General features: G+C 69.4%; 13 protein-coding genes and 1 pseudogene. 10 read left to right on the plus strand and 4 right to left on the minus strand.

Going from position 1 to position 12,432, the window contains the following annotated elements; all coding sequences use genetic code 11:
• Positions 1–322: 322 nt before the first annotated feature.
• The 3 genes from ACIP64_RS40875 to ACIP64_RS40885 all read right to left on the minus strand — a co-directional run bounded on the left by ACIP64_RS40875 (position 323) and on the right by ACIP64_RS40885 (position 4,408).
• Positions 323–970 (minus strand): hypothetical protein, encoded by a 648-nt coding sequence (locus tag ACIP64_RS40875; RefSeq protein WP_401597783.1) that lies wholly within the window; start codon positions 968–970, stop codon positions 323–325.
• Positions 967–2,901: a type IV secretory system conjugative DNA transfer family protein gene (locus tag ACIP64_RS40880; protein ID WP_401597786.1), complete on the minus strand. Its 1,935-nt coding sequence runs from the start codon at positions 2,899–2,901 to the stop codon at positions 967–969. Before ACIP64_RS40880 ends, ACIP64_RS40875 begins: the two co-directional genes overlap by 4 nt.
• A gap of 145 nt (positions 2,902–3,046) precedes the next feature.
• On the minus strand, positions 3,047–4,408 hold the full coding sequence (locus ACIP64_RS40885) for a DUF2637 domain-containing protein (RefSeq protein WP_401597818.1): 1,362 nt from the start codon (positions 4,406–4,408) through the stop codon (positions 3,047–3,049).
• Between the two features lie 602 nt (positions 4,409–5,010).
• On the opposite strand from ACIP64_RS40885, the gene ACIP64_RS40890 reads away from it, so the two are divergent.
• The 9 genes from ACIP64_RS40890 (at position 5,011) to ACIP64_RS40930 (ending at position 10,115) form a co-directional block, all read left to right on the plus strand.
• Positions 5,011–5,400 carry a hypothetical protein gene (locus ACIP64_RS40890; RefSeq protein ID WP_401597789.1) on the plus strand — a complete coding sequence of 130 codons (390 nt, stop codon included), beginning with the start codon at positions 5,011–5,013 and terminating at the stop codon, positions 5,398–5,400.
• Positions 5,401–5,405: 5 nt separating this feature from the next.
• Complete coding sequence (locus ACIP64_RS40895; RefSeq protein WP_401597792.1) at positions 5,406–5,546, plus strand: hypothetical protein; 141 nt, start codon at positions 5,406–5,408, stop codon at positions 5,544–5,546.
• Positions 5,547–5,620: 74 nt separating this feature from the next.
• Positions 5,621–6,205: a GGDEF domain-containing protein gene (locus ACIP64_RS40900; protein ID WP_401597795.1), complete on the plus strand. Its 585-nt coding sequence runs from the start codon at positions 5,621–5,623 to the stop codon at positions 6,203–6,205.
• Entirely contained in the window at positions 6,202–6,474 is a 273-nt protein-coding gene (locus ACIP64_RS40905; RefSeq protein ID WP_401597798.1) for a hypothetical protein, read from the plus strand. The genes ACIP64_RS40900 and ACIP64_RS40905 overlap by 4 nt, the downstream gene beginning before the upstream one ends.
• Positions 6,471–7,121, plus strand: a complete 651-nt coding sequence (locus ACIP64_RS40910; RefSeq protein WP_401597801.1) for a DUF1643 domain-containing protein — start codon at positions 6,471–6,473, stop codon at positions 7,119–7,121. The genes ACIP64_RS40905 and ACIP64_RS40910 overlap by 4 nt, the downstream gene beginning before the upstream one ends.
• Complete coding sequence (locus tag ACIP64_RS40915; RefSeq protein WP_401597804.1) at positions 7,118–7,609, plus strand: hypothetical protein; 492 nt, start codon at positions 7,118–7,120, stop codon at positions 7,607–7,609. Before ACIP64_RS40910 ends, ACIP64_RS40915 begins: the two co-directional genes overlap by 4 nt.
• Complete coding sequence (locus tag ACIP64_RS40920; RefSeq protein ID WP_401597806.1) at positions 7,606–8,259, plus strand: hypothetical protein; 654 nt, start codon at positions 7,606–7,608, stop codon at positions 8,257–8,259. The genes ACIP64_RS40915 and ACIP64_RS40920 overlap by 4 nt, the downstream gene beginning before the upstream one ends.
• Positions 8,260–8,610: 351 nt before the next feature.
• Positions 8,611–9,549 (plus strand): ParA family protein, encoded by a 939-nt coding sequence (locus ACIP64_RS40925; protein ID WP_401597809.1) that lies wholly within the window; start codon positions 8,611–8,613, stop codon positions 9,547–9,549.
• Positions 9,546–10,115: a hypothetical protein gene (locus tag ACIP64_RS40930; RefSeq protein WP_401597812.1), complete on the plus strand. Its 570-nt coding sequence runs from the start codon at positions 9,546–9,548 to the stop codon at positions 10,113–10,115. Before ACIP64_RS40925 ends, ACIP64_RS40930 begins: the two co-directional genes overlap by 4 nt.
• Before the next feature lie 87 nt (positions 10,116–10,202).
• Here the strand turns inward: ACIP64_RS40930 and ACIP64_RS40935 are convergent, their stop codons facing one another.
• On the minus strand, positions 10,203–10,901 hold the full coding sequence (locus ACIP64_RS40935) for a restriction endonuclease (RefSeq protein ID WP_401597820.1): 699 nt from the start codon (positions 10,899–10,901) through the stop codon (positions 10,203–10,205).
• 921 nt (positions 10,902–11,822) lie between these two features.
• Between ACIP64_RS40935 and ACIP64_RS40940 the strand changes: the two are divergent.
• A pseudogene (locus ACIP64_RS40940) lies at positions 11,823–12,432 on the plus strand (hypothetical protein); the annotation flags it as partial.

The following is a 12,432-nucleotide window of genomic DNA, read 5'->3' on the forward strand; positions in this document are numbered from 1 at the left end:
GCTCAGGAGTTTGGTGGGGCAGTCCTTGCCTCACTTCGGTGGGCGCTGGGGGAAAGCCAGGATTCTCCGCTCACTCACCGGTACTTCAAGCAGCCACCGACTCGTGACGAGATCGGCAGCGAGGACAGAGCCGCGTCGGAAACGCTCTCCGGCGAACGCAAGGTGGAGGGGGCGTCCCGAAATCGTGCGTCTGGCGTCGAACACGCCTGTATGTGGCTGCGAGGAGAGACGGACCAGCCGCCTTGGTTCTGGACGGACGTCGAGAGCGCGTGAAGAGGGCCCCGGACCGATTCGGTCCGGGGCCCTTCCTCGTTGTGGCCGTTCAGCTCTGCTGCTGGGCCTGTTCTTCCTGCTGAGCCCGTTCGTGGAGCGGGAGGAGGAAGTCCGACAGTTCCGCGTCGTCGTGCTCTTCCCGCTTCGGCTGCGGTTCCTGGTGCGTGGCCCCCTCGTATGAGCTGCAGGTCGCCAGCAGCTCGACCACTCGTTGGGTGGTGAAGGGCAGCCGGCGGTCGAGGAAGTCAGCGGCCCGGAAGGCGGACCGTTCCTTGTCCACGTAGGCGTATGACCAGCTCACGTACAGGGCGGACAGCTCTTCCACGACGTCGGGGTGCCGGTACCAGCAGGGCGCGAGCATCTTGTTGTACGCCTGCGGGAAGCGGACCTTGAGCACCTCGCGCCGCCACTGCAGGAGGACCGCCCAGGCTTCGGCCTGTTCGGTGGCCGTCATCGTGGCCCAGTTCCACGGCTTGGTCTCGTCGGGGCCCTCTTCGTCCCGCCGCTTCACCGTGTCGGCGACGTCCCGGATGATCCGGCTCATCTCCATGACCTGCTGAGGCAGCCGCGCCTCGTTGATGTGCCGCATCTCCTTCTGCAGCAGCAGGGTGTCGCGAACGACGTTCAGGATCTGGTGGTCGTGCTGATCAAGGCGTTCAGTGAGAGTGAGTACCCGCTTCGGTGGGGTGGTGGTCATGCAGTTCCCTCCCGGCGGTCGGCAGCCTCGCCCGTGGACTGCCCGGGTACCCACCGGGTGGGTACTTCCGGAGCGAAGGTGGGCATCGGGGGCGGGCTGGCGGGCGTCTTGTCCATCACGATGCCCTGCTTGGCTTGCCGCCGTTCCATTTTGGCATTGAGCTTGGCCATCTTCTTCCGCGCCTTACCCAGCGCCTTGAAGTCCTTCCGTCCCCACACCGCGGTGTACCCGACGCGGATCGGCGGGAGCGAGCGGTGGAAGTACAGCCCGGTGAAGACCTTCATGCCCCGGATCTCCGAGGGCGGCATGACCCGCACCCGGCGGTAGCTGGAGGTCGAGGTCACCTCGCCGTCCTTATTGGTGGAGCGGGAGATCACCTCTTCGTCCTTCTCGCCGCACAGAATGGACAGCTCTTCCAGGTCATCGGTGTCGCTCAAGCCGCCGAACACCAGGTTGTTGGTGTTCTCCCACAGCGTCTTGCCTCCCCAGCGTCCCCACCGGTCGAAGAGCTGGGCACGGGACTGCACGCTGGTGAGGATCTGGATGTTCCAGCCGCCGGAGTCTGCGGTCCACATGTGCAGCGGCAGCGGGCAGATGATGGCCGCCTCGTCCAGCACCATCCGCAGGTACGGGTCGAGCCGCCCCTGCGGGGAGTCGGCCGCGACCGCCTTCGCGGTCTCGTAGATGTCGCCGACCAGGCACGTGAACAGCGGGGCCACGGACCCGTGGCGGGCGTTCTGGCCCATCAGGTACAGGGTGCCGCGCGAGCGGAGGAAGTCGCGTGCGTCGAAGGTTTGCTCGCCGGGGCGGGGCATCACGATCTCGGCGACCTGCGGTAGCGCCAGGAACTCGAACGACGTGGACAGGGTGCCGAAGATGGAGTCGCGGGTGCGCTCGGGCAGGTTGACCTGCTGCACCAGGTCGTCCAGCCAGCCCCTGAGCCAGGTCGCCCGCTCGGGATCATCCTTCACCGCGTTCTCCAGGATCAGCCGCGGTTCGGGATTGCCGGGGTTGGAGACCCAGCGGCGGACGTCCATCAGCGTCTTTGTGGTGGGCGCGAGCGCGCCGGCCATCAGGTAGGAGCGCAGCAGGCGGAAGGAGTTGGACTCCCAGAAGTGCCCGTTCTCCATCGCCTCCCCGGTCGCGGACGCGGACAGGATGTACCCGGCCCGGCGGACCGCGATCTGCGGGTTGTCGCACCCGGCCACGGGGTTCCAGCGCACAGTGTTGGCCACGCCGGAGATGCCGCCGTTGAAGACCCAGACCGGGCGGTTGTCGGTCCTGCGCAGTCCCTCGGTGTGCTGGTAGATGTCGCCCCGGGTGGAGGTGACCAGGCAGGCCCCTGCCGCGTCGATGACGTGGCCTCCGAGCCAGGCGGTCTTGCCGGAGCGTGGGGGCGCCAGGACGAGAACCGCGTCCTCGCAGGAGATGAACAGCTGCCGACTGTGGATCAGGTCCACGCCGATCTGCAGGCCCAGGTCGAGGGGGTCCAGGTGCCAGCCGCGGACTCCGTCCAGGGACGGGCGGAGCACCTTGGCGCGCTTCTTCAGCGCCACCTCGGACAGGTCGCCGCGCAGTTCCTTGCGGGTGGCCAGGCCCTCGGCACGGTTGCCGTTGACCTTGCCCGCCCCGGAGGCGGGCAGCTTGTCCTTGATGTGCCAGGCGCCGAGACCGAGGCCCGCCAGGGCGAAGACGCCGAAGCCGACCGGGCCGCCAACGGGCCAGTTGGTGACGATCGAGCCGAGCAGGTCGCTCAGGTCAACGCTGCTCTGCGAGCCGCCGGCCGCCGCCACGGCGGGGAGCGATGCCGCCGCCAGGCCGGTACGCGGGCGAACGTCGGGCAGCTGGTGGTCGCGCATGATGCGCTGTACCCACTTGGGGTGCAGGTCGGACTCGGGGGCGGGGGACGTAGGGTTTTCCTTACGGGACATGAAGGTCTCTCCTTCGTGATTCCGAGTCCCCGGGTCGGCGGTTCCAGCGCCGTCCGGGGGCGCCATGGATGTCCGGTGACCAAACGATCACCGTACGACAACCCACTGACAGTGGGTAGTTGCTTTCTCTCGCCTCAGTACCCACTCAGGTGCGGGCGCCGGGCAGTCCTTCGCGGTAGCCGTTCTCCACGGGGTGTTCCAGGAACAGCCCCTCGCCGGAGTACCCACCCTGCGGCGGGATGTCCGGCGTGCTGTCGTCCGCGCCGTACCCGGCGCCGACGATGCCGTCTCGGTACTCCTTGCGGGCCCTGGCGATGTACTTGCGCAGCGTCTCGAAGCTGAGCGAGCCGCGCGTCTCCAGCAGCCACCGGTCGGCCAGCGCGCGCACCGACAGTGACGCCTCTTCCTCGGGGCTGAGCTGCACGTACAGGTGGTCCACCAGGTCCCGGCCCGCGAGCCCGGGCAGGTAGCCGTTTGCCGCCTCCGGTGCCTCGAAGACCGGTTCGGCCTCCGCTTGCGGGGAGTCGATGCGGGCGTGCACGGCCCCGCCGGCGGTGCGGGCGCGGTCGGCGTAGACCGGTTCCAAGGCCCCTTCTTCGGCAGCCAGGAACAGCGGAGTACCCACCTGTTCGGCGGAGTGGGGATGCGTGTCCTCTTGCAGCTTTTCCCCACCGGACGGCAGTGCGGCCGGGGCGGTGTCGAGCACCTCCGGAAGCGTGTCCGGGGCCGGGGATTCCAGCTCCGGCACGTCGATGTACCCACCCGCAGGTTCGTCAGCACCCACCTGGTCATCAACGGTGGGTACAGCGGGGGCGGGAGCGAGAGCGAGCGGTGCGTCGATACCCGCAGCGGCCAGTCCTGCCGCAGCGTTCTCCGCCAGCGGGATACCGAAGCGGGCGAGCCGCAGAGGCATCAGCGACTCCACCGGAGCCTTCCGGCGCCAGGCGCGGCCGTAGCGGGCCCGCAGGCGGGCCTGGTAGACGAGGCGGTCCTGTTCCAGCCGGATCACTTCGTCGTACCGGCGCAGTTCCCACAGTTTCATCCGGCGCCACAGGCGGAAGGTCGGCACCGGTGCGAGGAACCAGCGCCAGAAGCGGACCGACTCCATGTGCTTGTCGGCGGTGATGTCGGTGATGCGGCCGATCGCGTGTCGGGCCGCTTCCACCGATACCACGAACAGGATCGGGATGACGCCGTGCATGCCGACGCCGAGCGGGTCGGGCCAGGCTGCCGCGCCGTTGAAGGCGATCGTCGCGGCTGTGAGCAGCCACGCGGTTTGCCGCAGCAGCGGGAACGGGATGCGCAGCCAGGTCAGCAGCAGGTCCAGTGCGAGCAGGACCACGATTCCGGCGTCGATGCCGACCGGGAGGACGTTGGCGAACCAGCCGAAGTCCTTTTGGATTGCCAACTCCCGCACCGCGGCGTAGGAGCCGGCGAAGCCGATGGCCGCGATGATGACCGCGCCAGTGACCACGATGCCGATCAGGATGCGGTGCGTGCGGTTCAGCTGAACCGGGTTCTGTTCCGGGGTGGCTGCTGACCTGCGAGGATCAGTCGCCGTACCCTGTTGGTGACGCATTGGCTCTCTCCGATCTATGCGTCCGGCCTCGGCGGTGGTCCTAAGCACCGTCGAGGCTTTTGTCAGTTCTCTTTGGAGCCTCGCGGATAGCCGTGGCGGGCCAGCCATTCGTCGTACGCCTGAGCCACTTGGTCCTTGAGACTCAGTCCCGTGTCGAGCTTGCAGAGCGTTCCCCTGCGGTGAAGCTCTAGTTCCTCCGGGACATCCACATTCAGCGGGCGCATCCGTCCGCCTACCTCCTTCTTTGGTCGGCCCCGTGGCCTCTTTGGAGCTTGGGGCGATTCCTCGGTCATGGGGACCTCACCTCGTGTGGTGTGCAGGTGGAGCGAGGATCCCACTGCCCGACCAATCTAACTGCCTTCCTAGGTTCCTAGCAAGATTTTTTCCTAGGAACCTTGCAACCTAGGTGAAAATCCCTAAGCTGGAACTGCAAGCGAGAGGGCCGGGGTAGCAGCCCCGGCCCTCTCCACCCGGATCGGCGCGTCAACGCCTTCCGGGCTCAGGAAACCCCTAGATGAGAGGGATCTCCCGTGCTCAATTCTGTCAGTAGCACCAACCGCTTCTCCATCAACGTCGCGCCCGGAACGCCGAGCGTTCCCGGTCCCCGGATCTTCGTGACCGGGAAGCGTGGCCCCGCGTTCGCCATGGCCACCGCGCCCACCACGGGCCCGGACTGCGGTGACTGCCGGGACTTCCAGACCGTCATGGTCCGCGACGGCGGCCGTCTGATCGCCAAGCACTGCCGGTGCGTCACCGCTGGCGATGACGAGCCGACCCGCATCCCGCCCGGCGCCCCGAAGCCGGACCGGATCACGGCGCAGGGCAAGCCGCAGCTGCCGATGAGGCCGACACCGCACGAGCGGGACGGCCGCCAGCCCCAGCCGGAGCCGGGTCGCCCCCACGCCGCACTGGCCTGGTGACCGCTGTGAACGCAGCAGACGACGCCGCCCGCCGACAGGCCGCCGCGGCCATGGAACAGGCCCGCCAGAAAGCCGCCGATGACCTGCGCAAGTCGCAGGAGGCACTGGCTCGCCTGCAGCAGCTGACGCGGCAGCAGCCCCGCTGAGGCACTACGGGCCGCCCTCTGCCCCGAGGGCGGCCCGCTTCCCCTTCTGGCCTTGATGGAGAGGCACACCACCCATGAACTTCCCGATCCAAGAACTGGCCTGCACCGTGCCGTTACTGGCGGGCTGGACGGTCCACGGTCTGGTGAACCGCCGACGCCTGGACGCTGCCCGCCGTTGCCCGCTCACTTCCCTGCTCACCCGTGACGGGTGGACCCGGGAGGCCGAGCGCCGCATCCGCAAGAACGACACCGTCGTGGCCCTTCTCGACCTGGACGGCTTCAAGGCCGTCAACGACACGCACGGCCATGCCGCCGGCGACGCCGTGCTGCGGGCGACAGGTCACCGCCTCCACCTGTGGGCGGGCGCGTCGGACGGCACTGCCGGACGGCTCGGTGGCGATGAGTTCGTCCTGGTCATGCACGACCGCGACTTCCAGCCCGGCATCGAGCAGCTGCACGAGCTGCTGACCGCGCCCGTGGCCTGGCAGGGCCGGGAACTGCAGGTCGGCGCGTCGATCGGCGCTGTCCGCACCAGCGGACTGACGCTGACCGAAGCCCTTGAGCACGCGGACAAGGCCATGTACGAGGCGAAGGGCAGCGGCGGCCGTCGCGGTCACCGCCACGAGGGCCAGAGGCCGCAGCGAGGTGGGGCCCGATGAGCACCCTCCGTGAACGCTTCATCGCCACCGGGGCGATCGTCCTTGCGCTGCTGGTCTTGATTACCTCCGTCGACGTCGGCTGCACTGCGATTCAGGCCCTGATCCCGTCCGTGACCGCGTATGGCATCGCGGTGGTGTTCGCAGCTCTTGGGCTGCCGACGGGACTGGGCACGATCCTGCGGGCCAGTAAGCACGCGCTGGCCGCCGCCGTCCTGATCGCTCTGGTTCTGTGGGGCCTGGCTCGTGGCCTGTGGGCGGTGATCGCATGACCCGTCGCATGAACCCGCAGCAGCTCAAGGGCGGTTGGCAGCTCGGACTGTTCGACGGCGCGACGGAGCCGGAGCCCGCCCCCGTGGCGGGCCCGGTCCCCCCGGCCACCGCCGCATGGGCCGCCGAGCGCGCCCTGCGCGTGGAGACCGGCCCGGACGGCTGGGCCGTGATGTCGGCCGACAGCTCCCACCGCGTCCTGCTGGGCCGCACGTGGGACCACCAGGCCCCGCCGCTGGTGTGGGTGATGCTCAACCCTTCCACCGCAGACGGGACAGACAACGACCGCACCACCGGACGCTGCCGCGACTTCGCCGAGGCCGCCGGCCACGGCGGGATCGTCCTGGTGAACCTGTTCACCCTGCGGTCCACCGACCCCACGGCGCTGCGGCAGCACCCCGACCCGATCGGGGAGTTCGCCGACGACGCGCTGCTGCACGCCACGGCAGGCGCCCGCGTGGTGGCCGCGTGGGGCGACGTCACCCAGCCGCACCGGCAGAGCCGGGCGCGGGCCGTGGTCGCCCTGCTGGCCAGCCGAGGGGTGCGGCTGGACTGCCTCGGCACCACCGCCAAGGGCCATCCGCGCCACCCGCTGATGGTCCGTGCCGAGACCGCCCTGATCCCGTACGAGGGCGAGGTGGACCAGTGAGCGACCGCGATCACTTCAACCCCTGGCAGTGGGACCGCGACAACGCCCGCGCCGGGCAGGCCCGGCTCACGATCGAGCACCAGGGCCACCAGGTCTCGCTGGACCACCGCGGCGTGTCGATCGACGGCCAGCGGATCGTGCGGGACGACCTGCTTCAACTCAAGGCAGACCACGGGTTCCAAGTCCGCCCGGACGGAACCGTGATGTACCGGGAGAAGGAAGTGGCCACCATCAGCCAGCAGGGCGCAGAGGTCACCGTCTGGGGCAAGGACGGCCCCGGCCACCCCGAGCGCCAGCAGGCGGAGGCCGCCACGCAGCGGGCGGTCGAGGCCGCCCAGCTGGCCGTGTCGCTGGAGACCGAGCAGCGCGAACGCGAGCAGGAAGAGCAGCGCCGCCGGCGGGAGCGCGAGGACCGCGCTCTGGCCGAGACCCACCGCAAGGACCCCGAACGGCACGAGCCCACCCGAGAACTGGAGATCTCCCTGTGAACACGAACCTGCCCAGCTGGTATGACCCCCGGATCGGTCAGCCGTCGATCCAGCAGCACACCGGGATCAGCTGGCTTGCCCAGCACGCGGGCAAGTTCGTGCCCGCCGCCACGACCACCACGGCGCTGATCCTCGCTCGGATCTGGCACGAGCAGGGCGCCGCCGGGAGCTGGGGTGACATGGCCCTGATGATCGTCCTGTCCGCCGCGATGGCTGGAGGCGCCGCTCTGTCGGGGCTGGCCAAGCACGGTGACTCCATCACCATGGCGACCGCCCTCACGGCCGCCGGCGCCTTCCTCCTTGTCGGCCCCGCCGCCTACACCGACTCGGAAGCCCTCGCGCTGATCGTGTGGCTGGTGGCCACGGTGCTGGTGTACGCGGTCACCGGACGCCACTGGCGTGAGGACCGGCGCACTCGCGAGGCCCGTACCCACGAGCTGACCCTGACCCGCCTGGAAGGACTGCAAGCGCTGGAGCTGCAGGCGCAGCGTGGCAGCGACGCCGAGCGGATCGCGGTCCAGTTGCAGCAGCTCGAAGCCGCCCGTCTTGCCCGCGCTGCGCTGGACACCCGCAGTACCCACTCCGGGCTGGACCCGATGTCCCTGGTCCAACTCGCGGTCGAGCAGGAGACCAAGCAGCTCGAAGCCTGATCCATCGCGCCACCCCAAGGGCCCCGCTTCGGCGGGGCCCTTTCTGCATGTGTACCCACCTGAGTACCCACCAGGAAATCCCAGGTCAAACCCGATAGATCAACAGTCAGGCCCATCCTTGAGTCAACATGATCCGCAATGCTGTATACAGCACGATCTACAGGGTGGGTACTCACACAGCCGCCCACATGGGTACTCACAGGAGGGCCCACCCGGAACTCAATGCTGACCGCCACGGATGGACCCGCCACCAGGCGGGCGGGGCACCCTGCGCTGCGCAAGACGGACATGGCAGCATTCGTGTCCAGGGACAGGCCGAACGGCCCGGACATGACGGAAGGAGCAGGCAGCGTGCTGACCGACGACGCGGAGATCCCCGTGATCGACCGGGCGAGCTTGGACCGCGTGATCACCTTCGCCAACGGCAAGGGCGGCGTGGGCAAGACCACGCTGTCGGCCAACGTCGGGGGTCTCGCCGCGGCGGACGACGCCCGGGTGCTGGTGGTGGACCTCAACGGGCAAGGGAACCTCTCGCTGGACTTGGGCATCCGCGAGACCGACGTGGACGACGACGGCGAGGCCCTCGCCGACGCGGTCCTGCAGGGCGCCGCGCTGCGGCCCGCCCGTGAGGTACGGCCCCGCCTGGACGTCTGCGTGGGCGGCTCGGCCATCGGGCAACTTCCCGCCCTGCTGGCCTCCCGCTACCAGCTGCAGCCGGAAGTGCAGGCGCTGCAGCTGGCCGCGTCGCTGCAGCAGGTCGCCGGCGACTACGACCTGGTGGTCATCGACTCCCCGCCGGAGAACCCGCCACTGCAGCAGCTGGCCCTTGCCGCCACCCGGTGGCTGGTGGTGCCCGTCAGCAGCGACCGGGCCGCCATCAGGGACGGATTGGGCAAGATTGCCCGGCAGTTTGCCCTCGTCCGCAAGCGCGTCAATCCCTCTCTCGATCTGCTGGGCGTCGTCCTGTTCGGGTCCGGATCGTCGTCCAGGGCGATCCGCAGGGAGGTCCGCCGCGACGTCTCCGCTGTCCTCGGTGACGAGCACGCGATGTTCCACACCGTGATCCGGCACTCCGAGGCCGTGGCCAAGCAGGCCCGCGACCGGGGCCTGCTGGTGCACGAACTGGAGCAGCAGGCCGCGAACAACCCCGCGTTCTGGAAGCTGCGGACCGGCGAGGCCGACCGCTCCCAGATGGTGACCGCGACCTCCGCCAGCGTGGCCGAAGACCTCGCGGACCTGACCCGGGAAGTGTTCGGGCGCATCGCGGAGCTGGAAGGAGCCGAAGCATGAGCGGGCTGGGCGACGAACCGACCGGAGACACCGCCGAGCTGTTCGGCCTCAAGGGCCGCGCAAGCGGCACGGGCAGCCTGTTGCGCCGCCCCCGTCCGGAAAGCTCGCCAGACAGGCCGCAGGAGCCCGTCACGGCCCCTCCCGCGCCGCCGGCGCCCGCTCCGGCCGCCCCGCTGCCACAACAGGGCAAGACGGCCGTACAGAAAGTGCCCCGGGTGGTCGTGTACGTCTCCGACAACGTCTCCCGGCGGCTGGAGCGGTACAAGCGCCAGGCGCGGGGCAGGACGAACGCCTCCGTCGTCATCGAGGCGCTTACCGCCGCCGCCAGGACCGGGCTCGCCGACGTCGTGGCCGAGGCCACCATCACCCCCGCCGGCAACGAACTGTTCCCCGCCGCCGAATCCCAGATCCGCTATCGCGGTGGTGGCCCCATCCAGGTCCAGGCGTCCCTCACCCTGGCTCAGCTCGCGGTCTTCGACCGGCTGGTGGAAGAGGCCCAGCTGCCGGACCGCACCAAACTGGCTGCTGCAGCTCTCAACGCCTTCCTGCCCGGCCGTAAGGACTGACCAGGGAACCAGCCTGCGTACATGACGAGGGGCCCACCATCTCTGGGGGCCCCTCGTCAGTTGTCTCCCACGGGGGAGACCGTTCCGTCAGGACAGAGCGGACGGCCTACGCGGCGGTGGGAGCTGTCGCAGCAACTCCCACAAGGGTCGCGAGCCAGCCGCCCACTCGCTCAGCAGGCGCCGGTCGACCAGGTGCAGCCGCTGTGACTTCGCCAGCGGTGGGCACTTGGCGGTGAACCGGCCGTTCGTCACCATGACCACGACGTCCCCGCCGTGCAGCTGCCGCCCGGTGCCGTTCAGCACGTGCAAGTCCGGGGTGCCCACCGGGGAGCCAGCCAAGCCGTCCCGGCGGTGCTTGCACTGGATCACCCAGCGCCGCCCGAACGGATCAGTGGCCTTGACGTCTGCGCCGTTGTCCCCGGCCCCACCGACCTGCACCGCGTCCGCGCAGCCGTCACGGCGCATCAGGTCACGCACCGCGTGCTCGAAGTCCCGGTGATGCAGCGCATCGAGCTGCGAGATCGCGTAGCGCAGACCCTGCGTTCGGGCCCTCGCCCACTGCGCCTGCTGCTGCCGCTGCTGCAACCACACCGCGCCAGCAGCAGCCGCCACTACCACCACCAGGACGAGGATCCACCAGTGCGCCAGCAGCCACTGCACAAGCGCCACCACCAAACTCAACCCCAAAACGGCGGCACCGCCCACCACGAGCCACTCGGTCCCCTGCGACTTACGCGACCGCCGCCGCTGCACCGGACGCCTGCGCTGCACCGGACGCCTCCGCACCGGCCGTCGCCCGCTCACCGGTTCCCACCAGACGCCGGCTGGTGCTCCACGCTGTACACCACGGCTTTCGGAACCGGAGCCTTCCCGTCGCCCTTGTCGACGGTCACGTTCCCGGTCCCTATCCCGGCCACCACGAGCAGCACCAGGCCCGCAATCGCGCCCCGCCCGCCCGGTCCAGAGCGGTGATGCCCCCGTACTTCGGTGCCATCCCGCTTCACGTACGGATCTATCCAGGGCACTGAGCCCCTCCCTTTGGTCAGATGCGTCTCCCCGCGCAACAGACAATCCTGGCAGGCACCACTGACAGCACGTCAGCAAACGATCACAGCAGGCGATCGCTGAGACCAGGGGCGCAGGTCAGAACATGCGGGGCTCCGCCCCACACCCCGGCCACCCTGCCGAGGGGTGGGGGCTTTCGATCTTGGGTGCAGGTCGTGGGTGGGAACGGTGATGGGTCGCGGCGTGGCCCCCTCGCCGGACGACACCCGAAGGGCACCACAGCCGCCGCCAGGCCGCCAGGCCAAGCCGCTACGCGGTCGCGCAAGCGCGAGCCCGGCACCCCGACGACGCCCGCGGTAGGGCTACGCCTGCCGCCCAACGAGGGAACCCCACCGCTCAGCCCGAACCCATGGCAGACGCCGGCGAACGGCTGGTCTACGGAGACCAACTCTCCGATTCGGCAGGCGTCACCGCAGGCCAAGGCATTCATAAGCAACGCCCGATCGTGCGGTCCGTGATGAGCGACCTAGCGGCTACCTCCATCCTACGAACCCGAGATTTCCTAGCGTGCGCACACTAGGAACAGCATCATGTTACATCGCATCTCATTTCGTTTTTCTGCTACGCAATGCGATGTGATGCAATGTGATGTGATAGAATCGAGGTATCGGAACCGCCGAACCGCCAGTGAAGGAGCCCACGTTGAGCGAGCAGCCGCAGGACGTAGCCGAGCCGGAAGTCGCGCCTACCTGCCAGTTCCCGGGATGCGGGAACCCGCCGGAGCCGAAGGACCCCACGGTCCCGGGTCCGGCGCCGAAGTACTGCGTGCGGGAGGACCACAATCCGCTGACTGCGTACCGGGCCAAGAAGCGGAAGGCTGCCGGGCCCGCCGGCACCCGGCCCGTTCAGGAGCCCGACACTGACCACCCGGTCACCGGCGCCGCCGCCGACGCGGTCAACGTCCGCGAGGAAGTCCTGCGTGAGGTCACCGCCTTGCGCGCCGACCTCGACCGCTACCTGACGTTGCTGCAGACCGTCTCCGACCCGGAGGCAGCCGAAGCCCAGATGCTCGCCGTGCAGAGCGACGCCGACGCCCGCATCGCAAGTGCCGAGCAGCGAGCCGACGCCGAGCGTTCCCGCCGACTCACTGCGGAGGCCGTGGCCCGCGCCGCCGAGGACGCCAAGACCGCCGCTGAGGAGGCGACCGAGCAGGCGGTTCGCGAACTGGACGCCGCCCGCCAGCAGTTCGAGGCCGATGCCGCCCGAGTGAAGACGAGCGCCGAGCAGGCGATCGCCACGGCTCGCGCCGAGG

Origin of the sequence: Streptomyces sp. NPDC088733, from assembly GCF_044751185.1 — a bacterium.
Taxonomy (GTDB): domain Bacteria; phylum Actinomycetota; class Actinomycetes; order Streptomycetales; family Streptomycetaceae; genus Actinacidiphila.

Bases quoted from the DNA above. Each gene is read 5' to 3' on its own strand.
- ACIP64_RS40875 (WP_401597783.1), bottom strand. From the start codon at position 970: ATGACCACCACCCCACCGAAGCGGGTACTCACTCTCACTGAACGCCTT.
- ACIP64_RS40880 (WP_401597786.1), bottom strand. From the start codon at position 2,901: ATGTCCCGTAAGGAAAACCCTACGTCCCCCGCCCCCGAGTCCGACCTG.
- ACIP64_RS40900 (WP_401597795.1), top strand. From the start codon at position 5,621: ATGAACTTCCCGATCCAAGAACTGGCCTGCACCGTGCCGTTACTGGCG.
- ACIP64_RS40905 (WP_401597798.1), top strand. From the start codon at position 6,202: ATGAGCACCCTCCGTGAACGCTTCATCGCCACCGGGGCGATCGTCCTT.
- ACIP64_RS40910 (WP_401597801.1), top strand. From the start codon at position 6,471: ATGACCCGTCGCATGAACCCGCAGCAGCTCAAGGGCGGTTGGCAGCTC.
- ACIP64_RS40930 (WP_401597812.1), top strand. From the start codon at position 9,546: ATGAGCGGGCTGGGCGACGAACCGACCGGAGACACCGCCGAGCTGTTC.